We start from the raw sequence: 25,058 nt of genomic DNA on the forward strand, positions 1-25,058 counted from the left end.
CTCCCCACGGTCCCTCTCCGCTCACGCGGCCGGGGCGGGAGTGCGCCGGGCGCCAGGGCGACGTGCCGACCGGCCGTCGCAGACAACCGAACGGGAGTTCGGCGCCGTCGTGCGCCCAGGCCCCGAGACAAGGAGAACGACTCATGGCAGTCGTCACCATGCGCCAGCTGCTCGACAGCGGCGTCCACTTCGGGCACCAGACCCGTCGCTGGAACCCGAAGATGAAGCGCTTCATCCTGACCGAGCGCTCGGGCAGCTACATCATCGACCTCCAGCAGTCGCTGGCCTACATCGACAAGACCTACGACTTCGTCAAGGAGACGGTCGCCCACGGCGGCACCATCCTCTTCGTCGGCACCAAGAAGCAGGCGCAGAACGCGATCTCGGAGCAGGCGACCCGCGTCGGCCAGCCCTACGTGAACCAGCGCTGGCTCGGCGGCCTCCTGACCAACTTCCAGACGGTCTCGAAGCGCCTCGCCCGCATGAAGGAGCTGGAGGAGCTCGACTTCGACGACACGTCGAAGAGCGGCTTCACCAAGAAGGAGCTCCTCATCAAGAAGCGCGAGCTCGACAAGCTGCACAAGTCGCTCGGCGGCATCCGCAACCTCTCGAAGACGCCGTCGGCCCTCTGGGTCGTCGACACCAAGAAGGAGCACCTCGCGATCGACGAGGCCAAGAAGCTGGGCATCCCGGTCATCGGCATCCTCGACACGAACTGCGACCCGGACGAGGTCCAGTACCCGATCCCGGGCAACGACGACGCGATCCGCTCGGTGAGCCTGCTCACCCGCATCGTCGCCGACGCCGCGGCCGAGGGCCTCATCCAGCGCCACCAGAAGCCCGAGGCCGAGGGCAACGTCTCCGCCGTCGAGCCGCTGGCCGAGTGGGAGCAGGAGCTGCTCTCCACCGGTGCGCCCGCCGCCGACGTGCAGGAGCCGAACGAGCAGGCCGGCGCGGAGACCGAGAAGGTCGCCGACGCCGAGGCCGAGACCGCCGACGAGGCCGTCGTCGAGGCCGAGACCCCCGCCGCGGAGGAGGCCCCCGAGGCCGACGTCGCCGCGACCTCGACCGACGAGACCGCCACCGCCTGACACCCCGTTCCGTGACGGGGGTCGGACGCCGCACCCGCGGTCGTCCGGCCCCCGCTCGGTCGGTGCACGTTCACCACGAGTAAGAACCGCCGTCACCTCGGCGTGCTGGGCTCCTCCCGTGAGCCCGCCGCGAGTGACGGCGCCACAGGGTTTCCGAACCAAGAGGAGTTCCGAGAACATGGCAAATTTCAGCCTCGCTGACGTCAAGACGCTGCGCGAGCAGCTCGGTACCGGCATGGTCGACACGAAGAACGCGCTGGTCGAGGCCGACGGCGACCTGGACAAGGCGGTCGAGATCCTCCGCCTCAAGGGCGCCAAGGGCAACGCGAAGCGCGCCGACCGCTCGACGAGCGAGGGCCTCGTCGCCGCCGCCGAGAAGGACGGCGTCGCCACGATGATCGAGCTCGCCTGCGAGACCGACTTCGTCGCCAAGGGCACGAAGTTCATCGCCCTCGCCGACGCCGTGCTCACCGCGGTGGTCGCCGCCGGCTCCACCACGGTCGAGGCGGCCCTCGCGGCCCCCGCCGACGGCAAGACCGTCGCCGACCTCATCAACGACGAGGCCGCGATCCTCGGCGAGAAGGTGGAGCTGCGCCGCGTGGCCTCCGTCTCGGGCGAGCACTTCGCGATCTACCTCCACAAGACGAACAAGGACCTGCCCCCGCAGGTCGGCGTGGTCGTCGGCTACGCGGGTGAGGACGCCGAGACCGCGCGCTCCGTCGCCCAGCACATCTCGTTCGCGAACCCGTCCTACCTCTCGCGCGAGGACGTGCCGCAGTCCGAGGTCGACAACGAGCGCCGCATCGTCGAGGAGATCTCGCGCGGCGAGGGCAAGCCCGAGGCCGCCCTGCCGAAGATCATCGAGGGACGCGTGAACGCGTACTTCAAGCAGGTCGCCCTGCTCGACCAGGACTACGCGAAGGACAACAAGCTGTCCGTCAGCAAGGTCCTGAGCGACGCGGGCCTGACCGTGTCGGGCTTCGCCCGTTTCAAGGTCGGCGCCTAACAGCACTGCAGGAGGGAGTCCGGGTCGTTCAGTCGACCCGGGCTCCCTTCGCTCTGCCCGGGGCGGTCCCGGGCGTGGTCGCGGGGCCCGCTCCGCGCGGGATAGGTTTGTACGGGTCTACGGGAGGAAACGTCCATGACGGAGACGGATGCGATGACGACGGGCAAGCGCCGCAGGGTGCTTCTGAAGCTGTCGGGGGAGGCGTTCGGAGCCGGCACGCTCGGCGTGAACCCTGACGTGATCAGCGCCCTGGCGCGCGAGATCGCCGATGCCGCGACCGAGGTGGAGATCTCGGTGGTCGTCGGCGGCGGCAACTTCTTCCGCGGAGCCGAGCTCTCGCAGCGCGGCATGGACCGCGGCCGGGCCGACTACATGGGCATGCTGGGCACGGTGATGAACGCCCTCGCCCTCCAGGACTTCCTCGAGCAGGCGGGCGCCGAGACGCGCGTGCAGTCAGCGATCGCGATGACGCAGGTCGCGGAGCCCTACATCCCCCGCCGGGCGATCCGGCACATGGAGAAGGGCCGCGTCGTCATCTTCGGCGCCGGCGCCGGACTCCCGTACTTCTCGACCGACACGGTCGCCGCGCAGCGCGCGCTCGAGACGCACGCCGACGTGGTCCTCGTCGCCAAGAACGGCGTGGACGGCGTGTACGACGCCGACCCGCGGACGAACCCCGACGCGAAGAAGCTCGACGCGCTGACCTACCAGGAGGCGCTCCAGCGGGGCCTCAAGGTGGTCGACTCCACCGCGTTCAGCCTCTGCATGGACAACGGCATGCCGATGCAGGTCTTCGGCATGGAGCCCTCGGGCAACGTCGCGAAGGCCATCCGCGGCGCCGAGCTCGGCACGCTCGTCTCGAACTAGACTGACCACTTCCCTCTCTTAAGGAGCTCCCTGTGATCTCGGATGTACTGGCCGACGCGAAGACCAAGATGGGCAAGGCCGTCGAGGTCGCCAAGGAGGACTTCTCCACGGTCCGCACCGGACGCGCGAACCCCGGCATGTTCCAGAAGGTGCTGGTGAGCTACTACGGCACCCCGACGCCGCTGTCGCAGCTCGCCTCGATGCAGAACCAGGAGGCCCGCACGCTCGTCCTGACGCCCTACGACAAGGGCTCGCTGCGCGACATCGAGCAGGCCATCCGGGACATGCCGAACCTCGGCGCGAACCCGACCAACGACGGCACGATCATCCGCGTGACCCTGCCGGAGCTCACCGCCGAGCGCCGCAAGGAGTTCGTCAAGATCGTCCGCACCAAGGCCGAGGACGCCAAGATCGCGGTGCGCAACATCCGCCGCAAGGGCAAGGACGACCTCGACGCGCTGAAGGGCGACATCGGCGACGACGAGCTCGCCCGCGGCGAGAAGGAGCTCGAGGCGCTCACGAAGCAGCACGTCGACGCGATCGACGAGGCGCTCAAGCGCAAGGAATCCGAACTGCTCGAGGTGTAGCGGTGCCCGAGATCCCCGAAGGACCCGAGGGCGGCGAGAAGAGACCGTCTCCGCACGTCCCGGGTGCCCGGGGATCCCGGATGGTCACCCGCGACGCGCTGCGTGCGCGCGCCCAGCAGGGCCGGGCCGACGTCGAGCGCCAGCTCGAGGCGACCCGTGCCCAGCTCGAGGCGACGAACGACCGTCTCACCGCGCGCTCGGGCCGGAACCTCGTGTCGGCGACCGCGATCGGACTCCTCGGCGGCGGCGCGATGGTCGTCAGCCTCCTCCTGGTCAAGGAGCTCTTCATGGTGCTCGCGGGGGTGGTGGTGCTGCTCGCGGCGCTGGAGCTCTCGAACGCCCTGCGCCACGCCGGTCGCGACATCCCGCGCATCCCGACCGGGATCGTGGCGGTCGTCGCCGTGCCGGCCGCCTACTACGGCGGCCTCGGCGCCGCGTGGGCCACGGTCCTCGGCGGATCCGTCCTCGTCGGCCTCTGGCGGCTGGGGGAGCAGCTCTTCCGGCGCACCGCCTCCAGCCGGAGGGACCTCGCCCTCGACATCGGCCTCGGCGCGTTCGTCCAGGGCTACACGACCTTCCTCGGCGCCTTCGCGATCCGTCTCGTCGCCGAGCCCGGCGGCCAGCTCTGGGCGTTCGCGTTCCTGGTGCTCGTGATCGTCGTCGACACCGGCGCCTACGCGAGCGGACTCACCTGGGGCAAGCACCCGATGGCACCGCGGATCAGCCCGAAGAAGACCTGGGAGGGGTTCGCCGGTGCGGCCGTCGCGGGGATCGTCGTCGGCGTCCTGCTCGCCCTGCTGATGCTCGGCCAGCCCTGGTGGGTCGGTGCGGTGTTCGGGGCCGTGGTGCTGCTCACCGCGACGCTCGGCGACCTCGCCGAGTCGCTGATCAAGCGCGACATCGGCATCAAGGACATGAGCTCCTGGCTGCCCGGCCACGGAGGAGTCCTCGACCGGCTGGACTCGATCCTGCCGTCGGCCGCAGCAGCCTACGTGCTGTACTTCCTCTTCGCCCACTGAGCGCACGCCTCACCGGGGCGTGCCGATTCCGCTCCCGGCGCGCGGCTTGGCATGATGTCGGGATGACCGCTCCCTTCCCCCGAGCCCGCGAGTCCCGTCCCGGCTACGACACGGCCGAGGTCGACTCCTTCCTCGCGTCGGCGCGCGAGGCCTACTCGCAGCTCTCCGGGGGACCGGCGGACCTCCGCGCCGCCGACCTGCGCCACACCGCGTTCACCCTGCGCAAGGGCGGCTACTCCGCGCCCCACGTCGATGCGGCGCTCGAGCGCCTCGAGGACGCCTTCGCCCTGCGGGAGCGCCAGTACGCGATCGCGGCCCGGGGCGAGGAGGCGTGGCTCGCGGACGCGCGGTCGACCGCCCAGGAGATCGTGAACCGGCTGGCCCGCGCTCCCCGAGAGCGGTTCACCCGGGCCGGCGCTCTCACGACGGGCTACAACATCCGCCAGGTCGACGCCTTCGCCGACCGGATCTCCGGTTACTTCCGCGACGGATCGGTGCTGACCGTGGACGACGTGCGGACCGTCTCCTTCGCCCCGCAGCGCGGCGGGTACGCCGAGGCGCAGGTCGACCTGCTGCTCGACACGGTCGTCGATGTGATGCTGGCGGTCCGCTGACCGGAGCCGGATCTGCTGGCCGATCAGGTCATCGTCCGTTATGCTTTCGTAATCGTGGCTCAGCATCCTCAGACCTCCGTCGCCCACACGCCCGCGAACCGCACCAGCGGTCGCCCGGCGGTCCCGCACCAGACCCCGGTGCGGCGCTCCTGGGCTCGGATCCCGGTGACGGTGCTGGCCTTCACGGCGTCGATCGCGTTCGCCATGGTGAACGTCGTCGATCCGTCCAGCGGCGCGGTCGCCTCCCCCTACTACCAGGCCCCGGCGCGCTTCAACGGCGACTCCGCGCAGCGGCTCGTCGTCGCGGACGCCGTCGAGCGGACCGTCCAGCGCGACTCGTTCGGCGCCGAGGCGAAGCCGACGCCCACTCCGACCCCGACGCCCACTCCGACCGAGACTCAGACCGCTTCCGCGACCGTCGACGAGGAGGAGTCGGGCTCCGCCGAGGCCGAGACCGCCGCTCCCGTCCAGCGCGCCGCCGCTCCGGATCCCGGATCCGCGAAGGCGATCGCGTACGACATGATCGTGCAGCGCGGCTGGGCCGACAGCGAGTACGACTGCCTCGTCCTCCTCTGGAACCGCGAGTCCGGCTGGAACGTCTACGCCGAGAACAAGTCCAGCGGTGCCTACGGCATCCCGCAGGCACTCCCCGGCAGCAAGATGGCGTCGGCCGGCTCCGACTGGGCGACCAACGCGAGCACCCAGATCACCTGGGGCCTCGGCTACATCTCCGGCCGCTACGGCTCGCCCTGCGGCGCCTGGGCCCACTCCGAGTCGGTCGGCTGGTACTGATCGTTCTCCTCCGCTCGGCACAGCGTCCGACGGGCTGAGGCTCTCGCTACCCTGGTGCCGTGGATTACGCGCTGCTCGGGGTCGTCGGGATCATCACGGTCGTCACCGTCGCGCGGTTCTCGAGCCGCCTTGGAATCGCCGCACCGCTGCTCCTGGTCGTCATCGGGATCGGCGCGTCCTACCTCCCCGGGGTCCCGGACATCGAGGTCGAGCCTGAGCTGATCCTCGCGGGCGTGCTGCCGCCGCTGCTGTACTCGGCCGCGATCCAGGTGCCCCTCACCGACTTCCGGCGGAACCTGCGCTCGATCTTCGGGCTCTCGGTCCTCCTGGTCGTCGTGACCGCCCTCGTGGTCGGCGGCTTCCTCTACCTCGTGTTCCCCGATCTGAGCCTGCCCGCGGCGATCGCTCTGGGCGCCGTCGTGAGCCCGACCGACGCGGTGGCCGCGACCTCGATCGGCAAGAAGCTCGGACTCCCGCCCCGCCTGGTGACGGTGCTCGAGGGCGAGAGCCTCGTGAACGACGCGTCGGCGCTGGTGCTGCTGCGCGCCGCGACGGCTGCGGCGGCCGTGGTCGGCGCCTCCGTCACGACCGACGCGATCGACGTGGGCGAGGTGGGGGTCCTCTTCGTCTACTCCGTCCTGATGGCGATCGTCCTCGGACTGGTGATGGGCGTGCTCACCGTCTTCGTGCGCTCGAAGCTGCGGGACCCGGTGCTCGACACCGCCGTGTCCTTCGCCGTGCCGTTCCTGGCCTACATCCCGGCCGAGGAGCTGGGCGCGTCCGGGGTGCTCGCCGTCGTGGTCACCGGGATCTACACGGGGCACAACAGCGCGCGCTTCCTCTCGCCGCAGTCGCGGATCAGCGAGCGGGTGAACTGGCGGACGGCGCAGTTCCTGCTCGAGAACGGCGTCTTCCTGCTCATGGGCGCCGAGATCAAGGCGATCGTCTCCGGGGTCGTGGACCCGGGCGAGTTCGGAGTGGGCACCGCGGTGCTGCTGGGTCTGGCCACCGTGGTCATCCTGATCGTGCTGCGGGCCCTCTTCGTGTGGCCGCTGCTCCTGTGGCTGCGCAGCTCCGGTCGGCGGGCGGAGCGGATCAACCGGCGGCTGGCGGTGGGCCTCATGCGACTGCGCAACAGCGCCACCAGCGATGAGCGCTTCCGGCGGCGGCAGGTGAGAGCGGAGCGGCTCTACCTCCGGCGCGAGACCGACCTGGCCGCGACCGCGAGCGAGGCGTTCGGCTGGCGCGGCGGAGTCGTCCTGTCCTGGTCCGGGATGCGCGGCGTGGTCACGCTCGCCGCGGCCCAGTCGCTGCCGGACGAGACTCCCTACCGCTCCCAGCTGATCCTGATCGCCTTCACCGTCGCCGTCGTGACGCTGCTCCTGCAGGGTGCGACGCTCCCCGCGCTGATCCGGCTCACCGGCATCCAGGGCACCGACGGAGAGGCCGACCGCCGCGAGCTCGCGACGCTGCTCGACGAGGTCGCGGCCACGGGCATCCAGACCCTCCCCGAGGCGGTGGCGGAGCTGCCCGACGGCGAGGCGGGCGAGCGCGTCCTCGAGCGCGTGCGCCGCGACACTCTGACCCGCTCGCAGGTGGCGTGGGAACAGGTCGGCCGCGCGGAGGATGCGCCCCTCGGCCCGCACGCGCAGTACCTGCGGCTGCGCCGAGCGGTCCTGCTCGCCGAGCGGGAGGCACTGCTGGACGCCCGGGGGCGCGGGGTCTACTCCTCGCGGACGCTGCGGCGGGCGCAGCTGATGCTCGACGCCGAGGAGACCCGGCTCGAGATGGACGACAGCTCCCACTGACGGGAGGGGCCCGGCGGCGGCCTCCTAGACTGGGGAGATGCCGCGCAGCAACAGACCCCGGGGCGGCCGCCGTGACGACGACGACGAGCAGCGCGACCTCTCGCAGATGCTCGCCGGCTTCCGGCGCACCGAGTCCCACGCCGGTCGGGAGTGGAACGTCCAGCCCGTCTCCGCAGCGCGGGCCGTGAAGAACTACCTCTGCCCGGGCTGCGGGCTCACCATCGACATCGGCCAGCCGCACCTGGTCACCTGGCGGGCCGACGGCGCGCTCGGCGACGCGGCCGACCTGGCCGGCCGCCGCCACTGGCACACGCACTGCTGGAGAATCCGAGGAGCACGATGACCCACGAGATCCGCGGAGGCGTCGTCCTCCCCGCCCGCCGCGAGGACGTCGAGCTGCACACCTCCGACGGCCTGACCCTGGTGGGGGAGCTCGCGCTGCCCCTGGAGCACGAGCCGGTCGCGACCCTGGTCACCCTGCATCCGCTGCCCACCCACGGCGGCTTCATGGACTCGCACATCCTGCGGAAGGCCGCCGCCCGGCTGCCCGCGCTCGCCGACCTGGCGGTCCTCCGCTTCAACACCCGCGGCACCGCGTCGCCGCGCGGCACGAGCGAGGGCGCGTTCGGACACGGCATCGAGGAGCGCGCCGACGTCGCCGCAGCCCTGGCCCTCGTCGCGGACCGCGGACTGCCGCACCCCTGGCTGGTCGGCTGGTCCTTCGGCACCGAGCTCGCGCTGAAGTGGGGGAGGGAGCACCCCGTCGAGGGAGCGATCCTGCTCTCGCCGCCGCTGCACCGCACGAGCGCGGAGGAGGTCGCCGCCTGGGGCGAGGACGGCCGCCCGCTCGTGGCGCTCGTCCCGGAGTTCGACGACTACCTGCGGCCGGAGGCGGCCGCCGAGCGCTTCGCGAGCGTGCCGCAGCTGGACCTCGTGGCCGTGGAGGGCGGGAAGCACCTCTGGGTCGGCGAGGCGCAGACCCGCCGGGTCCTCGACGAGATCGTGCGCGTGGTCGCGCCCGCCTCGTCCCCGCTGCCGACGGAGTGGGCGGGCGAGCTCGGCTGAGCCCGCCCGTGCGGCGGCCGCTTAGCGGCCGGACGAGCCGCCGTCGGAGCCGCTGCCGTCGGACGAGCCGCCGTCGGAGCCGCTGCCGTCGGAGTCGTCGCCGTCGCTGTCGTCCGCGAGTCCGTCGATGTGGCCGATGAGCCCGCGCAGTCCCGACACGTAGCCGGCGATCGCGTCGCGCTCGGTGCGGATCTCGTCGAGGCGCCGCTCGGCGGTGTCCATCAGCTCGCGGCTGCGGCGCTCCGCGTCCGCGACGAGCTTCTGCGCCTGGTCGCGCGCGTCGTCGAGGAGGGCGTCGGAGTCGTCCTGGGTCTTCCGGCGCAGTCGCGTCGTGTCGTCGAGGGCGTCGCTGCGGAGGGCGTCCGCCTCGAGGCGCTTGTCGTTCGCGCGTCGGATGGCGTCGGCGAGCTGCAGGTTCGACTCGTCGAGGTAGCGCTGGGTCTGCGCGACGGCCTCCTGGTGGCGGAGCAGGTCGTCGCGGTCGGCCTCCTCGCGGCGCGCGGCGAGCTCGACCACCAGGTCGATCCGGGCCTGCTCGACCTCGCGCGAGAGCGCAGCGGCCTCGTCGGCGGACGCGGCGCGCAGGCCCGCCAGCTCGGCGTCGAGCACGGCGACGGCCTCGGCGCGCTCCTGGGTGAGCCGGGTGCGCTGGTCGGCGATCTCGCGCGCGCCCTCGGCGCGGACTGCGGCGACCTCGGCGTCGAGCGCGGCGCGGGTCGAGAGCACCTCGGCCTCGACTGCCGCGCGCGCCTGGGCGACCTCGGCCTCGACGGCCGCCCGGAGCCGGTCCACCTCGGAGGCGACCTCGGCCCGCAGGAGCTCGTTGGCCTGGGCGAGGCGGGCGGCCTCGGCGCGGGCGACCTCGATCTCGCGGGCGGCGACTGCGCGCATCTCCGCGGCCTCGCGCTCGGCCTCGGAGCGGATCGCGGCGGCCTCGCGCTTCGCGGTGGCGCGGGTCTCGGCGGCCTCGGTCGCCACGGTGCCGCGGATCGCGGCGGCCTCGCGGACGGCGTCCTGGGTCATCACGTCGCGGTCGTCGGCGGCCTTGCCGAGCGTCGCCGCGGCCTGCGCCTCGGACTCGTCGCGGGTCCGGTCCGCACGGCGGCGCGCCTCGGTCACCAGGCGCTCGGCCTCGTCGCGCGCTTCCTGGAGGATGCGGTCGCCGTCGTCGCGGGTGGAGCGGCGGAGGGCGGAGGCGTCGTTCTCGGCCTGGGCGATGATCCGCTCGGACTGCTCCTCGGCCACGCGCAGGGTGTGCTCGAGCTTGGCGCCCAGGCCGGCGTAGGTGGGAGTGCCGACCTGCTGCAGCTCCTTCTCGAGGCCCTCGATCCGGGAGGACAGGCGCTTCACCTCGCGGCCGCTCTCGGCCGCCTGGGTGTTCGAGTGGATGAGCTCGCGGCGCAGGCCCTGGACGGCCTTGTCGACCTCGTCCCGGTCGTAGCCACGGAACACCTGGGTGAATTCGGCCTCGTCGTTCGCCACGTCGTCTCCTTCAGAGCAGGACCGCGGTGGGGCTCGCGGCACTCGGAAAGTGTATTCAGCGCGGAGGCCGCGGCCGGGGCGACACCCGCACCGCGCGCCGCCCGGGCCGCACTCTCGGCTTCTCCCGGGCATCGGAGCGAGGGCATCGGCTATCGTGGACTGTCTTTGTCTGTTGCCGTCGCGCCCCGGTCCGGCTGCGTACCCCGAGCCGGCCCCGGCCGTCACCCCGATCCGGCAACGCAGGAGGAGTACTTTCGTGCGGTTCGTCTTCGCCATCATCGCCACCGTCATCGCTGCCGCGATGATCGTGCTCGGCATCGGTCAGCGGACGGTCTGGGCTCCTCCGGAGTCCCTCACCGCCGAGACCGCGCTCGACTCCTCCGCTCCCTACGCGGTGATCGACGGCAGCACCCTGGGCGCCAACCCGGGACGCCAGACGATCACGGTCGAGGGCAGCGGCGACCTCGTCGTCGCCTACGCCCGGACCTCCGACGTGCTGGGCTGGGTGGGCGGCTCGAGCTACGACGCCATCGGCTACGAGCGCGCCGACGACACCCTCACCTCCGCGGAGGAGACGGGCGAGCGCGTCCAGCTCTCCTCCGACGTCGAGACCGCCGACGCGGCGGTCGTCGATCCGCGCGGCTCCGACCTCTGGCTCGAGGAGTTCGAGGGGAGCGGCAGCGTGACCCTGGCGCTCGACGTGCCGGAGGACGTCTCCATCCTCATCGCGAGCGACGGCACCGCGCCGGCAGCCGACTCCGTGCGCGTCAGCTGGCCCGTGGACACCGCGACGCCCCTCGCCGGCCCGCTGCTGCTCGGAGGAGCCGTGTTCCTCCTCCTCGGCCTCGTCCTCTACATCTGGGCCTTCGTCCACCTGCGCCGCCAGCACGGCCCGCGCCGGAAGGGACCGCAGGGCCGGATCCCCCGCGGTGCCCGCCGTCCCCGGCCGCGTGCCGGGATCCAGGCCTCCACGGCGTCGCCGGCGCCCTCGCGCCGCCGGGCGGCCCTGGTGCTGCCCGTCGTCCTCGGGACGACGGTCCTCCTCTCCGGCTGCAGCTCCGACTACTGGCCGGATCTCGCCGCGGGCGCGAGCGAGGCGCCGACCGCGTCCGCCACGGCGACCGCGGGGGCAGAGCCGGTCTCGGCCGAGCCGACCCCCGTGGTCACCACGCAGCAGGCGGAGGCCGTCGTCGCCGAGGTCGCCGATGTCGCGTCGCGCGCCGACGCCGCCCGGGACGCCGGGATCCTCGCCGAGCGCTTCCAGGGCGAGGCGCTCACCGAGCGCACCACCAACTACGACGTCGTCGCCAAGGGCGGGACGATCGACCCGCCGCAGACGATCCCGGCCTCCCCGGTGAGCCTGGTGCTCCCGCAGGACACGGAGTCGTGGCCGCGCCTGGTGACCGCCGTCGTGCAGAACTCGATGGACTCCACCCAGGCCCCGATCGCGCTGATGATGAGCCAGGCGAGCCCGCGCGTCGACTACAAGGTCGACTACGCCATCTCGCTCGAGGCCAACGCGCGCATCCCCGACGTCGCGCCCGTCACCGTCGGCACGTCGATCGTGGCGCCCGACTCGCGCCTGATGAAGCTCGCCCCGCAGACCGTCGGCTCCGCGTACGCGGACGTGCTCGCCAACGGCGACTCGAGCCAGTACGCCGAGCTCTTCGCGGCCGACGGCGACACCCTCCGGGGGCAGGTCGGCGTCGACAAGAAGAACGCCGACCGCGAGGCGCTGCCGGACACCGCCTCGATCGAGTTCTCGAACGCCGCCGGCACGTCGCCGACGATCGCGCTCGCGACGAACGACTCGGGGGCCCTCGTCGCGGCGAGCATCGCCGAGACGTCGACCGTCCGCCCCACTGCCGAGGGCTCGACCGTCTCGACCTCCGGCGCCTCGCAGACCCTGCTGGGCACGGACAAGTCGACGACCGGCATCGAGACCACCTACGGATACCAACTGCTGTTCTACGTACCGCCCGTCGGATCGGAGGAGAAGATCGTGATGCTCGGATGGAGCCAGGGACTCGTCTCGGTGGTGCAGCTGCCGTGAGCACCGTCCCGCCCCTGCCCGGAAACCTCCGCGGCGCCGTCGACCTCTCGTCGCTGGTGAACCGCCGCACCCCGCCCGCCGCCTCCGCCGGCGCCCCGGCCGCGCCCACCGCTCCCGGAGGCGCGCCCGGCGCGAATCCGCTGCTGCTGACCGCCGGCGACGCCGAGTTCGACCAGGTGGTCCAGCTCTCGTCGCGCGTGCCGGTGATCGTCGACCTGCGCGGCTCCTGGTCGGACCAGAGCCAGAGCATGACCGCGCTGCTCGAGAAGGTCGTCGTCTCGTACGCCGGCGCGTTCGTGCTCGTCGGGGTCGATGTGGAGTCGAGCCCGCAGCTGGCGCAGGCGTTCCAGGTGCAGTCCGTGCCGACGGTCGCCGCGATCATCGGCGGCCGCCCGGTGCCCCTGTTCAGCGGCCTCGTCGCCGAGGAGCAGCTGCGCGACCTGCTCGAGCAGGTCCTCCAGCTCGCCGCTCAGAACGGTGTGACGGGCACGGTGCCGGTGGAGGGAGTCGCTCCCGCCGAGGGCGGCGAGCCCGAGCCCGAGCCGCTGCCGCCGCACCACCAGGAGGCCTACGACGCGATCGACCGGGGCGATTACGCCGCGGCGATCACCGAGTACGAGACCGCCATCGCGCAGAACCCGCGCGACGACCTCGCCGTCGCCGGTCTCGCGCAGGTGCGGCTGCTGGCCCGCCTCCAGGGCCGCACGCTCGACGACATCCGCTCGACCGCCGCAGCCGAGCCGTCGAACCTCGACGCGCAGCTCGCCGTCGCCGACCTGGACGTCTCTGGCGGCCACGTCGAGGACGCCTTCGACCGGCTGCTCTCGATGTTCCCGCGCCTCGACGCCGAGGGGAAGGCCGCCGTCCGGGCTCGTCTCCTGGAGCTCTTCGAGATCGTCGGTCAGACCGACCCGCGCGTCAACAAGGCTCGGGCCCGGCTCACCGGCCTGCTCTACTGACGCCGGCCGGAACGCCGAGAGGCCGCCCGCTCGCGACGATCGTCGCGGCGGGCGGCCTCTTCCGTGCGGGGACCGATCAGTCGGCGGGTCGCAGGTAGAGCACGGCCAGCGGGGGCAGGACCAGCTCGGCGGAAGCCGGGCGGCCGGCCCACGGCTCCTCGCGAGCCTCGACCGCTCCGAAGTTCCCGACTCCGCTGCCGCCGTAGATCTCGGCGTCCGTGTTGACGAGCTCCTCCCAGCGGCCGGCCGTGGGCAGGCTCACGCGGTAGCCGTGCACGGGCGAGCCCGAGAAGTTGGCGATGACGGCGATCGGGCGACCCTCGCTGTCCTTGCGCAGGAACGAGACGACGTTGGCCGCCGCCGCGCCGCCGTCGATCCACTCGAAGCCCGACTGCTCGTGGTCGAGCTCCCAGAACGACGGCGAGTCGCGGTACACGCGGTTCAGCTGACCGACGAGGCTCCAGAGACCGCGGTGGCTCGGCTGATCGAGGATCCACCAGTCCAGACCCCGCTCTTCGCTCCACTCGGAGTACTGGCCGAACTCCTGGCCCATGAAGAGCAGCTGCTTACCGGGGTGGGCCCACATGAAGGCGAGGTAGGCGCGCACGTTCGCGAGCTGCTGCCAGTGGTCGCCCGGCATCTTCTGGATCAGCGAGCCCTTGCCGTGCACGACCTCGTCGTGGCTGATCGGCAGGACGAACTTCTCGCTGAAGGCGTAGACGAACGAGAAGGTGATCTCGCCCAGGTGGTACTGGCGCCAGAGCGGGTCGTTCGCCATGTAGTCGAGCGAGTCGTGCATCCAGCCCATGTTCCACTTGAGCCCGAAGCCGAGGCCGCCGGAGCTGGTGGGCTGGGTGACGCCGGGCCAGCTCGTCGACTCCTCGGCGATCATCATGATGCCGGGGTGCAGCTTGTAGGCCGTGGCGTTGACCTCCTGGAGGAAGCTGATCGCCTCGAGGTGCTCGCGTCCGCCGTACTGGTTCGGCAGCCACTCGCCCTCCTTGCGGGAGTAGTCGAGGTAGAGCATCGAGGCGACGGCGTCCACTCGCAGGGCGTCGACGTGGAACTCCTCGAGCCAGAACAGGGCGTTCGCGACGAGGAAGTTGCGCACCTGGGTGTGCCCGAAGTCGAAGACGTAGGTGCCCCAGTCCATCTGCTCGCCGCGGCGCCAGTCCGGGTGCTCGTAGAGCGGCTCGCCGTCGAAGCGGGCGAGGGCGAAGTCGTCCTTGGGGAAGTGCCCGGGCACCCAGTCGACGATGACGCCGATGCCGGCCTGGTGCAGACGGTCGATCAGGTACTTGAGGTCGTCGGCCGTGCCGAAGCGGCTCGAGGCGGCGTAGTAGCCGGTGACCTGGTAGCCCCAGGAGCCGCCGAACGGGTGCTCGGCGAGCGGCATGAACTCCACGTGAGTGAAGCCGAGCTCGGTGACGTACTCGATCAGCGGGTCCGCGAGGTCGCGGTAGCTCAGTCCCGGACGCCAGGAGCCGAGGTGCATCTCGTAGACGCTGAGCGGCTGCGTGTGCGGATCGACCGAGGCTCGCTTCTCCATCCAGCCGGAGTCGCCCCACTGGTGGTGCGAGACGGGGACCTTGGACGCCGTCGCGGGCGGCACCTCCGTGGCGCGGGCCATCGGGTCGGCCTTGCGGACCCAGTGGCCGTCACGCGAGAGCAGGTCGAACTTGTAGGAGGCTCCGGGCTCGACGCCCGGGACGAAGATCTCCCAGACCCCGGTCGTCCCGAGGTTGCGGAGGGAGTGGCCCTCGCCGTTCCAGTCGTTGAAGTCGCCGACGACCCGAGCGGCCTGGGCGTGCGGGGCCCACACGGCGAAGCTCGTGCCCCAGACCCCCTCGTGCTCGCGGTGACGGGCGCCGAGCGCCTCCCAGAGGCGCTCGTGGCGGCCCTCGCCGATGAGGTAGAGGTCGAAATCACCGACCGTCTTCGAGAAGCGGTAGGGGTCCTCCGCGGTCCACTCGCCGCCGCCGCCGTAGCGGGCCTCGACGGTGTACGCCTGCGGACCGAGGACGTGGAAGCCCTGCCAGATCCCGTCGCTGAGGTGGCTGAGCTCGACGCGGGCGCCGGTGGCGAGCACCAGGGCGACCTTCTCGGCGAGCGGGCGGCGCACGCGGACGACCGTCACCGGGTCGGAGACGCCGGGGGCCGCGACGAGGTGCTGGCCCAGGACGTCGTGGGGGAGCGCGTTGCTGCCGGTGGCGAGCTGCTGCAGCACCCACTCCGGGATGTCGGGCAGCGCGATCGCAGCGGTGCCGTCGACGGGGCCCGAAGCGGAGGCGGGGTCCGCGGTCGTCTCGGCGGGGCCGGCGGTCGTCTCAAAGGGCGCGGCGCTGTCGGCTGCGACCGAATCGGCGGCGTCCGTGTCGTCGGGCAGGTCGCCCTCGGCCCCGCTGCCGACCGGAGCGGACTCCGCGTCGTCGGCGTCGGGCTCGACGGTCACGGCGTCGTCGGCCGCGACCGGCTGAGGCGCCTCCGGGACCGTCTCGACCGCGTAGCTGCGCGCGTTCTCGCCCTCCGCTCCGGGGTGCTGTCGAGCGTCGAGCGCCGCGTCGGCGATGTGCGCGCCGTGGCCGGAGGTGGTCGCCGAGCTGGTGCCCGTCGTGGGGACCGTCTCGGCGTGCGCGCCGAGGCCCGCCTCCTCGGCCGGGCTCGTGCCCTCGGGGGTGGTTCCGCTCATCGCTCGTCCGCCTTCACGCTCAGGATGTGCACGGGCTCGACGAACGAGTCGAGCCGCACGTAGTCGTCGCTGCCCCAGGTCCAGACGGCGCCGGTGATCAGGTCCTCGACCTCGAAGGTCGCGCTCCAGTCGAGCCCGATCGCGGGCAGGTCGAGGTGGACCGTGGTCTCGCGGGCCGAATGCGGGTCGGTGTTGACGACGACGATGATCGTGTCGTCGGTCCCGGTGCCCGTGAACGCGGCCTGCAGGTGCTTGGAGTAGACGAGGATCGCGTCGTCGTCGCTGCCGTGCACGTGCAGGTTCCGCAGCTGCCCGAGCGCGGGGTGCGAGCGCCGGATCTCGTTGAGGCGCGTGATGTACGGCGCCAGCGAGCGGCCCGACTCCTCGGCGCCGGCCCAGTCGCGCGTCTTGTACTCGTACTTCTCGTTGTCGATGTTCTCCTCGGCGCCGGGGCGAGCGACGTTCTCGACCAGTTCGTAGCCGGCGTAGACCCCCCACAGCGGCGACGCGGTCGCGGCCAGGGCCGCCCGCACCTTGTACGCCGAGCGGCCGCCGTACTGGAGGTACTCGGTGAGGATGTCCGGAGTGTTCACGAAGAGGTTCGGCCGCATGTAGTCGGCCGTCTCGTGGGAGATGCTCGTGAAGAACTCGCCGAGCTCCTCCTTGGTGTTGCGCCAGGTGAAGTACGAGTACGACTGCTGGAAGCCGACCTTGCCGAGTGCGCGCATGATCGCGGGGCGGGTGAACGCCTCCGCGAGGAAGACGACCTCGGGGTGCTCGGCGTTGACCTCGTGGATGATCCACTCCCAGAAGTCGAGCGGCTTCGTGTGGGGGTTGTCGACGCGGAAGATGCGCACGCCCAGGTCGATCCAGTGCCGCAGGACCCGCAGCGACTCCTGACGGATGCCCTCGGGGTCGTTGTCGAAGTTGATCGGGTAGATGTCCTGGTACTTCTTCGGCGGGTTCTCGGCGTAGGCGATCGAGCCGTCGGGGAGCGTCGTGAACCACTCGGGGTGGCTGGTGACCCAGGGGTGGTCGGGCGAGGCCTGCAGGGCGAAGTCGAGGGCGAGCTCGAGGCCCGCGGCCTCGACCGCGGCGTGGAAGGCGCGGAAGTCGTCCTCGGTGCCGAGGTCCGGGTGGATCGCGTCGTGGCCGCCCTCGGCCGAGCCGATCGCCCACGGCGAGCCGGGGTCGTTCTCGCCAGCGTCGAGCGTGTTGTTCGGGCCCTTGCGGAAGGAGCGGCCGATGGGGTGGATCGGCGGCAGGTAGAGCACGTCGAAGCCCATCGCCGCCACGGCGGGGAGGCGGTCGATCGCGGTGCGGAAGGATCCGCTGGTCACGGTCCCGTCCTCGTGGCGCACGGCGCCCTCGGAGCGGGGGAAGAACTCGTACCAGGCGCCGACGCCGGCGCGGGTGCGCTCGACGTGGACGGTGCGCGGCTCGGAGACGCTGGTGAGGCTCATCACCGGGCGGGCATCGAGCGCGCCGTGGACGGTGGGATCGGTCGCCGCGGCGAGGCGCTCCTCGGCGCTCAGCGTGGTGTCGCCGACGCGGGCGGCGGTGTCGGAGAGCAGGCTGCGCTCGCCCTCGGGCCGCGAGGAGTCGTCGGCGCCGCTGCGCAGCAGGCCCTCGCCGATGGCGAAGGTGACGTCGATGTCCAGGCCGGCCGGGATCTTGACCTCGGCCGTGTGCTGCCAGGTCGCCCAGTCGTCGGCGTAGGCGCGGATGCGGTAGCTCCAGTCGCCCTCCTCGTCGAGGGCCACGAGGCGCCCGAAGCGGTCGGTGCCGGTCGCGAGGAGCGACATGCGGTGCTCCGACTCGGCCCCGGACGGCGAGCGCAGCAGGAGGTCGACGCCGATGAGGTCGTGCCCCTCGCGGAAGGCCGTGGCAGCGAAGGGGACGACCTCGCCGACGAACGCCTTCGCGGGCCAGCGGTCGTCCTCGAGCCGCGGCTGCGGGTCGATGATCGGCAGGCGCTCGGCCCGGACGCGGTAGCCGCTCCCGGTCGTCGCGGTCGCCGGCGACGCGTGGGGTGCGTCCGCGGTCACCGGGGCGGCCGGTGCACTGTCGGCCGCGGGGGGAGCAGGAGTCGCCTCGGGGGCGGCGGCGGGCGCCGGAGCGGCCGTCTCGGGAGGCGCCGACGCCTCCTGGGGTGCGCGTCCGCGACCCGCTCGCCGTGCGTCCTTGCCGTTCTGAGCCTTGCCGAAAGGTATCTGAGCCACGTCACGACAGTAGCGACCGGCGGCGGCTCGCACACGACGGTTGCGCCCGCGCTCGGGCCTGTGCAAACGGACCCGGGGAGCGCGTGCCGGAGGGTGGCGGCGGGTCCGCGTCCCGCCGATCCGCGGTGGTCGGGGTCCGCTAGGGTGACCGAGCGCGACCGCCCCGGTGCTCCGCGACCGGGCGCTCCGGGGTCCGCAGAGAGTCGAGGGGTGCCGTGAAGGCGATCCGCCGCTTCATCGTCCGCTCCGTCCTCCCGCCCGAGCTCTCGGCTCTGGGCGATCTGGCGGGCAATCTCCGCTGGGCCTGGCACGAGCCCGCCCGGCGCTTGTTCGAGCGGGTCGATCCGGAGCTGTGGCGGCGCGGGGGAGCGGACCCCACCGCTCTGCTCGGAGCAGTGAGCCCCGAGCGCCTCGCCGAGCTGGCGGGGGACCAGGGCTTCGTCGACGAGGCGTGGCGCCTCCGCGACGAGCTGGAGCGCTACCGCACCGAGCCGCGGTGGTACCAGTCGCTGCCGGAGTCCGCCCCGCGCTCGATCGCCTACTTCTCGCCGGAGTTCGGCATCGCGGCGGCGCTGCCCCAGTACTCCGGCGGACTCGGCATCCTCGCCGGCGACCACCTGAAGGCCTCCTCGGACCTGGGCGCGCCGCTCACCGGCGTGGGCCTCTTCTACCGGTCGGGCTACTTCTCGCAGAAGCTCTCCGCCGACGGATGGCAGCTCGAGTCCTACCCCTCTCTCGATCCGGACGGGCTGCCGCTGCGCGTCGTCCGTCTCGCCGACGGCTCGCCCGCCCGCATCGTGCTGGCGCTCCCCGAGGGACGCGCGCTCTACGCCCGGGTCTGGCGCGCGGAGGTCGGCCGGGTGACCCTCCTCCTGCTCGACACCGACATCCCCGAGAACGAGGACTCGCTCCGCTCCGTCACCGACCGCCTCTACGGCGGCGGGGGCGAGCACCGCCTGCTGCAGGAGCTGCTGCTGGGCATCGGCGGGGTCCGCGCGCTCGAGCTCTGGGCCGAGGTCTCGGGCGGCGTCCTCCCGGAGGTGTTCCACACCAACGAGGGGCACGCCGGCTTCCAGGGGCTCGAGCGCATCTCCGGCCTGATCGGCGCGGGCCTGGACTTCGACCAGGCTCTCCAGGTGGTGCGGGCGAGCACGGTCTTCACCACGCACACTCCGGTTCCGGCGGGCATCGACCGCTTCGACCGCGGGATGATCGAGGAGTACTTCTCCACGGAGCTGCTCCCGGGCGTGCAGGTCGAGGACGTGCTCGCGCTGGGCGCCGAGCCGGGAGACTCCGGGACGGCGTTCAACATGGCGTACATGGGCCTGCGGCTCGCGCAGCGCTCCAACGGCGTCTCGACGCTGCACGGCGAGGTCAGCCGCTCGATGTTCTCGAGCCTCTGGCCCGGCTTCGAGACGGCGGAGGTGCCGATCGGCTCGGTGACGAACGGCGTCCACGCGGCCACCTGGACCGATCCGATCCTCCGGCGGCTCGCGGAGGAGCGGCTCGGCACCGACGACACGACGCGGGCCGACTGGGCCTCGGGTGCGCTCGGCGACACCGAGCTGTGGGCCGCGCGCCGGGCGATGCGGGAGCAGCTGGTGCGGGACGCCCGCCGCCGGGCCGCCCGCTCCTGGCGCGAGCAGAACCCGGGCGGCCTCCCGCCGGCCTGGCTCGACGAGCTGCTGGACCCGGACGTGCTCACCATCGGCTTCGCGCGGCGGGTGCCGACCTACAAGCGGCTGACCCTGATGCTCCACGACCCCGAGCGTCTGCGGGCGCTGCTCACCCACCCGCAGCACCCGATCCAGATCGTCATCGCGGGCAAGTCCCACCCGGCCGACGAGGAGGGGAAGCGCCTGATCCAGCGGCTCGTCCGCTTCGCGCAGGAGCCGGACGTGCGCCGCAGGATCGTCTTCCTGCCGGACTACGACATCGCGATGGCGCAGCTGCTCTACCCGGGCACCGACGTCTGGCTCAACAACCCGCTGCGCCCGCTCGAGGCGTGCGGCACCTCGGGGATGAAGGCGGCGCTCAACGGCTCGCTCAACCTCTCGATCCTCGACGGCTGGTGGAACGAGTACTTCGACGGCGAGAACGGCTGGGCGATCCCCTCCTCCGACCGCGCGCTCGACCCGGAGGCCCGCGACACGCTCGAGGCCGAGGCGCTCTACGAGCTGCTCGAGACCGAGGTCGTGCCGCGCTATTACGAGCGTGACCAGGACGGCGTGCCCCGGCGGTGGGTGCGGTCGATCCGGCACACCCTCGCGACCCTCTCGCCCGAGCTCTCCGCCGAGCGGATGGTGCGCCAGTACGTCGAGGCGCTCTACTCGCCGGCCGCCGAGGCCGGGCGCGCCGTCGCCGCCGATCACTTCGAGCCGGCCAAGGAGCTGGCGAGCTGGAAGCGGCGGGTCCGCGCCGGCTGGCCCGGAGTCGCGGTCGCGTCCGTCGAATCCGGCGGGATCGACGCGGTGCCCCAGCGCGGGGACCGGCTCGCCGTGCGGGCGGGCGTGCGCCTGGGCGAGCTCTCGCCGGCGGACGTCTCGGTCGAGGTCGTGTACGGGACGACGGCCGCTGACGGCTCGCTCGCCGAGGTCCGCCACCACGAGCTCGAGGTGGTCGAGGAGTCGGGTGCCGTAGTGCCGGCCGACGCGGTCGGGCGCGTGCCCTACGCCGGAGTGGTCACCCTCGACCGCAGCGGCTCCTTCGGCTACACCGTCCGCGTCGTGCCCCGGCATCCCCTCCTGGCCCGCTCCGCCGAGCTGGGCCTGGCCGCCGCCGCCGGCTGACCCCGCCCGGTCCCTCTCCGCGAGATGCCGCTCCGGTGCGCCTTCCTCGGCGTCTCGCGGACCGGAGTGGGATCTCGCGGGAGGAGGACGGCGCATCGAGCGAAACGGCGCCCGGAGGAGGACGGCGAGGGATCGGGGGTCAGCGCGCGATGTCGGCGAGGAGGGCGGCCGTCGCGGCGACGAGGTCGGCGGGGGTGAGCTCGATGTCGAAGCCCCGGCGCCCGCCCGACACGAGCACCGTGTCGTGGAGCTCGACGGTCTCGTCGATCACGGTGCGGTGCCGCGTCCTCTGCCCGAGCGGCGAGATGCCGCCGAGCACGTAGCCGGTCCGGCGCTGGGCCAGCGCCGGGTCGGCCATCGCCGCCCGCCTGCCTCCGACCGCGGCCGCGAGCTCCTTCAGCCCGAGCGAGCCGGTGACGGGCACGACGCCCACCACGAGCTCGCCGTCGACGTCGACCATCAGGGTCTTGAACACGCGCTCCGGCTCGACGCCGAGCGCCTCGGCCGCCTCGAGCCCGTAGCGCGTCGTGGCCGGGTCGTGCCGGTACTGGCGGGGAGTGAAGGGGACGCCCGCCGCCGTCAGCGCGACGGTCGCCGGGGTCCCCGGCCCGCTCCTCGCCATCAGGCGTCCTGCTCGGCCGCCGGCCCGTGCGCGGCGAAGAGCTGCATCGAGGTTCCGGCCACGCGGATGACCTGCCCCGGCTCGAACGACTCGCCGTGCTCCAGCGGCTCCGGCTCCTCGCTGTTCCAGAGGCGCGTGTAGCCGGCGACCCCCTCGTCCTCGGCGAGCACGACCGTGGTGTCCTGCTCGACGCCGTGCACCACCAGCAGGACACGGTCCGGCTCGCCCTCGACCGGCGTCGAGGCCGCGAGGTACTGCAGCGTCCGGTTGGCGGCGGAGGTCCAGTCGTGCTCGCTCATCCCGCGCCCGTGGGCGTCGAACCACGTCATGGTCGTGGCGCCCGGCTCGCTCGCGTCGCCGCTGCCGTAGCGGGAGGGACGCAGCGCCGGGTGCTCGCGCCGCAGGCGCAGCAGGGTGCGCGTGTGCGCGCGCAGCGCGAGCTGCCAGTCGGCCAGGCCCTCCCAGCGCACCCAGGTCAGGTCCGAGTCCTGGCAGTAGGCGTTGTTGTTGCCGCGCTGGCTGCGCCCGGTCTCGTCGCCCGCCGTGATCATCGGCACGCCGGCCGACAGCAGCAGGGTGCCGAGGAGGTTCCGCATCGCCTTCCGCCGCGCCAGCGTGATCCGCTCGTCGGTGGTGGGGCCCTCGAAGCCGTGGTTGAAGGAGCGGTTGGTGTCGGCTCCGTCGCGGTTCGACTCGCCGTTGCCGATGTTGTGCTTGACGTTGTACGAGACGAGGTCCGCCAGCGTGAAGCCGTCGTGCGCAGTGACGAAGTTGACCGAAGCGAGGGGTCCCCGCTCCGCCGAGAAGGTGTTGGAGGAGCCCGAGAGCCGGGTCGCGAAGCCGCCGATGCCGACGGGGGCCGTGCCGGCGCGGCGGGCGTAGTCGATGTCCGAGAGCCAGAAATTGCGGGCGCGGTCGCGGTAGCGGTCGTTCCACTCCGACCACCCGGCCGGGAAGTTCCCCGTCTGCCAGCCGCCCATTCCCACGTCCCAGGGCTCGGCGATCATCTTCACGCCGGCCAGCGCCGGATCCTCGACCGCGGCCCGCAGCAGCGGGTGGTCGCTCCGGAAGTGCGCGATCTCGTCCCGGCCGAGGGTCGCGGCCAGGTCGAGCCGGAAGCCGTCGATCCCGACCTCGCCCGACCAGTAGCGCATCGAGTCCAGCGCGAGGCGCTGCGCCGCCGGCCGGCCGAAGTCGATCGTGTTCCCGCAGCCCGTGACGTCCACGTAGTGGCCCTCGGGCGTCTGGCGGTACCAGCCGGCGTCGTCGATCCCGCGCAGGCTCGACATCGGCCCGCCCGGCCCCTCCTCGGCGGTGTGGTTGTAGACCACGTCCAGGATCACCTCGAGGCCGGCCTCGTGCAGGAGCTTCACCATCCCCTTGAACTCCCGGAGCACCGCGGACGGTCCGCCGCGCTGCGCGGTGGAGGAGGCGTACGCGGCGTGCGGGGCGAAGAAGTTCAGCGTGTTGTAGCCCCAGTAGTTGGTCAGCCCCTGCCGCAGCAGGCGCTGCTCCGACACGAACGCGTGCACGGGCAGCAGCTCGACCGCCGTCACGCCCAGATCGAGCAGCGCCGAGACCGTCGACTCGTGCGCCAGGCCGGCGTAGGTGCCGCGCAGCTCCACGGGCAGCGCCGGGTTCAGCCGGGTCAGCCCCTTCACATGCGCCTCGTAGATCACGGTGCGGTCCATCGGGGTGCCGGGCCGGGAGGAGGAGCCCCAGTCGAACGCGTCGTCCACGACGACCGAGCGCCACTCGTTCTCCGCCACCCGGTGCAGGCCGCGGGAGTACGGCTCCAGCAGGGCCCGGCGGGGGTCGAAGCGGTGCCGGGAGCCCGTCGGCCCGTCGACGCGCAGGGCGTAGCGGCGGCCGGGGGCCAGCAGATCGGAGCGCGCGGACCAGACCGCGGCGTCGTCGCGCGCCAGCGGGACCGTGCGGGTCACCCAGGTCGGATCCTTCTCGTCGTACAGCAGCAGATCGACGGCGCTCGCGCTCTCGGACCAGACCCGCAGCTCACCGCCCTGATCGTCCACGGTCACGCCGAGCCGGGCCAGGGGATCGTGAGAGGTCATGCGACTTACAGTAGTGACGGGCACCGGCTCCCTCCGTGCCCCCGACGCGGGACGAAGGGCTGCTGTGATCTACCTCGACCACGCCGCGACCACCCCGCTGCGCGCCTCGGCGCTCGCCGCGTTCGCGGAGGCGTCCGCCCACGGCGGCAATCCCTCCTCCGTCCACGGCTCCGGCCAGGAGGCGCGCCGCCGGCTGGAGGACGCCCGGTCGGCGCTCGCCGGGGTGCTCGGCTGCGAGCCGATCGAGGTGATCCTCACCGCCGGCGGCACCGAGGCGGTCAACCTCGGGATCAAGGGCCTCTACTGGCAGCGCCGGAGCGAGGATCCGGCCCGCGTCCGGGTCCTGGTCGCCGAGGGGGAGCACCACGCGACGCTCGACTCCGCCGCCTGGCTCGCCGAGCACGAGGGCGCCGTCCTCGAGTGGCTGCCGCTCGACGACGAGGGCACCCTGCGGCCGGAGGCGCTCGCCGCGGCGCTGGAGGAGGACCCCGGCTCGGTCGCCCTGGTCACGGTGCTCTGGGTCAACAACGAGATCGGGACGATCAATCCGATCGCCGAGCTGGCGGCGGTGTGCGCCCGCGCCGGCGTCCCCCTCCACGTCGACGCGGTCGCCGCCCTCGGACACGTGCCGCTGCGGATCGCCGAGATCCGCCGCGCCTCCGGCTCCGGGCGCGGCGCGGGACTGGCCGCCGTCAGCGTCTCGGGTCACAAGGTCGGCGGGCCGATCGCGACCGGTGCGCTCGTGCTCGCCCGCGACGCCCGCGTGGTCCCGGTGCTGCACGGAGGCGGACAGCAGCGGGGCGTCCGCTCCGGCACCCAGGACGTGCCCGGCGCCGCGGCCTTCGCCGCCGCCGCGGTCGAGGCGGACGCCGAGCTGTCGGCGGAGGCGCAGCGCCTGGCCGCCCTGCGCGCCCGGCTCGTCGCGGGCGTCCTCGCCGCCGTGCCGGGGGCGACCCTGACCGGGCCCGCCCTCGACTCCGGACGCCGGGTCGCCAACAACGCGCACCTCGCCTTCCCCGGTGCGCAGGGCGACTCCCTCCTCTTCCTCCTCGACACCGCGGGCGTCTCCGTCTCGACCGGATCCGCCTGCACGGCGGGGATCCCGGAGCCCTCGCACGTGGTCCTCGCGCTCGGCCGCAGCGAGGACGAGGCCCGCGGAGTGCTCCGGATGACGCTCGGCCACACCTCGACCGACGCGGACGTCGACGCCCTCCTGGCCGCGCTGCCCGGCGCCTACGCCCGCGCCGCCCGAGCCGGACTGTCGAGCCGCGCGGTGCTGCCCGCCTGACCCCCTGCCGGCCGCGCCCGCGGGAAACGTAGA

General features: G+C 72.7%; 19 protein-coding genes. 14 read left to right on the forward strand and 5 right to left on the reverse strand.

The genetic code is table 11. The annotated features are described in order from the left end of the window. Window positions 1-143: 143 nt before the first annotated feature. The 10 genes from rpsB to C5C50_RS04355 all read left to right on the forward strand — a co-directional run bounded on the left by rpsB (window position 144) and on the right by C5C50_RS04355 (window position 8,849). Window positions 144-1,091, forward strand: a complete 948-nt coding sequence (rpsB, locus tag C5C50_RS04310) for a 30S ribosomal protein S2 (RefSeq protein WP_104272925.1) — start codon at window positions 144-146, stop codon at window positions 1,089-1,091. A 178-nt stretch (window positions 1,092-1,269) separates the two neighbouring features. Next, window positions 1,270-2,097, forward strand: coding sequence for a translation elongation factor Ts (gene tsf / locus C5C50_RS04315; protein WP_104272926.1), 828 nt, complete (start codon window positions 1,270-1,272; stop codon window positions 2,095-2,097). A gap of 153 nt (window positions 2,098-2,250) precedes the next feature. Beyond that, on the forward strand, window positions 2,251-2,964 hold the full coding sequence (pyrH, locus tag C5C50_RS04320) for a UMP kinase (protein ID WP_374952923.1): 714 nt from the start codon (window positions 2,251-2,253) through the stop codon (window positions 2,962-2,964). Window positions 2,965-2,996: 32 nt separating this feature from the next. Then, window positions 2,997-3,551, forward strand: a complete 555-nt coding sequence (gene frr / locus C5C50_RS04325; protein ID WP_104232499.1) for a ribosome recycling factor — start codon at window positions 2,997-2,999, stop codon at window positions 3,549-3,551. A gap of 80 nt (window positions 3,552-3,631) precedes the next feature. Continuing rightward, window positions 3,632-4,570 (forward strand): phosphatidate cytidylyltransferase, encoded by a 939-nt coding sequence (locus C5C50_RS04330; RefSeq protein ID WP_104272927.1) that lies wholly within the window; start codon window positions 3,632-3,634, stop codon window positions 4,568-4,570. A gap of 62 nt (window positions 4,571-4,632) precedes the next feature. Next, window positions 4,633-5,184, forward strand: a complete 552-nt coding sequence (locus C5C50_RS04335; protein ID WP_104226865.1) for a DivIVA domain-containing protein — start codon at window positions 4,633-4,635, stop codon at window positions 5,182-5,184. 54 nt (window positions 5,185-5,238) lie between these two features. After that, entirely contained in the window at window positions 5,239-5,976 is a 738-nt protein-coding gene (locus C5C50_RS04340; RefSeq protein ID WP_244229431.1) for a lytic transglycosylase domain-containing protein, read from the forward strand. 59 nt (window positions 5,977-6,035) lie between these two features. Further along, window positions 6,036-7,784 (forward strand): sodium:proton antiporter, encoded by a 1,749-nt coding sequence (locus C5C50_RS04345; RefSeq protein ID WP_104272928.1) that lies wholly within the window; start codon window positions 6,036-6,038, stop codon window positions 7,782-7,784. A gap of 37 nt (window positions 7,785-7,821) precedes the next feature. Next, the gene (locus C5C50_RS04350) at window positions 7,822-8,127 is read left to right on the forward strand and encodes a hypothetical protein (protein ID WP_181027199.1); all 306 of its coding nucleotides are present in this window, start codon (window positions 7,822-7,824) and stop codon (window positions 8,125-8,127) included. Beyond that, window positions 8,124-8,849, forward strand: coding sequence for an alpha/beta hydrolase (locus C5C50_RS04355; protein ID WP_104260591.1), 726 nt, complete (start codon window positions 8,124-8,126; stop codon window positions 8,847-8,849). The genes C5C50_RS04350 and C5C50_RS04355 overlap by 4 nt, the downstream gene beginning before the upstream one ends. Window positions 8,850-8,870: 21 nt before the next feature. Here the strand turns inward: C5C50_RS04355 and C5C50_RS04360 are convergent, their stop codons facing one another. Beyond that, on the reverse strand, window positions 8,871-10,331 hold the full coding sequence (locus C5C50_RS04360; RefSeq protein ID WP_104272929.1) for a DivIVA domain-containing protein: 1,461 nt from the start codon (window positions 10,329-10,331) through the stop codon (window positions 8,871-8,873). 256 nt (window positions 10,332-10,587) lie between these two features. Here C5C50_RS04360 and C5C50_RS04365 point away from each other — a divergent pair, with 256 nt between their 5' ends. Both C5C50_RS04365 and C5C50_RS04370 read left to right on the forward strand, forming a co-directional pair. Beyond that, window positions 10,588-12,384, forward strand: a complete 1,797-nt coding sequence (locus tag C5C50_RS04365) for a hypothetical protein (RefSeq protein WP_104272930.1) — start codon at window positions 10,588-10,590, stop codon at window positions 12,382-12,384. Then, entirely contained in the window at window positions 12,381-13,343 is a 963-nt protein-coding gene (locus C5C50_RS04370) for a tetratricopeptide repeat protein (protein WP_104272931.1), read from the forward strand. Before C5C50_RS04365 ends, C5C50_RS04370 begins: the two co-directional genes overlap by 4 nt. Before the next feature lie 76 nt (window positions 13,344-13,419). Here C5C50_RS04370 and glgB read toward each other — a convergent pair whose 3' ends face one another. Both glgB and C5C50_RS04380 read right to left on the reverse strand, forming a co-directional pair. Continuing rightward, complete coding sequence (gene glgB / locus C5C50_RS04375) at window positions 13,420-16,032, reverse strand: 1,4-alpha-glucan branching protein GlgB (protein WP_104272932.1); 2,613 nt, start codon at window positions 16,030-16,032, stop codon at window positions 13,420-13,422. Next, window positions 16,029-17,999: an alpha-1,4-glucan--maltose-1-phosphate maltosyltransferase gene (locus C5C50_RS04380; RefSeq protein ID WP_258067648.1), complete on the reverse strand. Its 1,971-nt coding sequence runs from the start codon at window positions 17,997-17,999 to the stop codon at window positions 16,029-16,031. The genes glgB and C5C50_RS04380 overlap by 4 nt, the downstream gene beginning before the upstream one ends. Window positions 18,000-18,469: 470 nt before the next feature. On the opposite strand from C5C50_RS04380, the gene glgP reads away from it, so the two are divergent. After that, window positions 18,470-21,043: an alpha-glucan family phosphorylase gene (gene glgP / locus C5C50_RS04385; RefSeq protein ID WP_104272933.1), complete on the forward strand. Its 2,574-nt coding sequence runs from the start codon at window positions 18,470-18,472 to the stop codon at window positions 21,041-21,043. A gap of 139 nt (window positions 21,044-21,182) precedes the next feature. Here the strand turns inward: glgP and ybaK are convergent, their stop codons facing one another. Then, on the reverse strand, window positions 21,183-21,665 hold the full coding sequence (gene ybaK, locus C5C50_RS04390; protein ID WP_104267267.1) for a Cys-tRNA(Pro) deacylase: 483 nt from the start codon (window positions 21,663-21,665) through the stop codon (window positions 21,183-21,185). After that, entirely contained in the window at window positions 21,665-23,737 is a 2,073-nt protein-coding gene (glgX, locus tag C5C50_RS04395) for a glycogen debranching protein GlgX (protein WP_104272934.1), read from the reverse strand. Before glgX ends, ybaK begins: the two co-directional genes overlap by 1 nt. Between glgX and C5C50_RS04400 the strand changes: the two genes are divergently transcribed. Continuing rightward, window positions 23,736-25,025 (forward strand): cysteine desulfurase family protein, encoded by a 1,290-nt coding sequence (locus C5C50_RS04400; RefSeq protein ID WP_104272935.1) that lies wholly within the window; start codon window positions 23,736-23,738, stop codon window positions 25,023-25,025. The genes glgX and C5C50_RS04400 overlap by 2 nt on opposite strands. Window positions 25,026-25,058: the final 33 nt, after the last annotated feature.

This window comes from Rathayibacter sp. AY1D9, assembly GCF_002932395.1.
In the GTDB taxonomy this organism is placed as follows: domain Bacteria; phylum Actinomycetota; class Actinomycetes; order Actinomycetales; family Microbacteriaceae; genus Rathayibacter.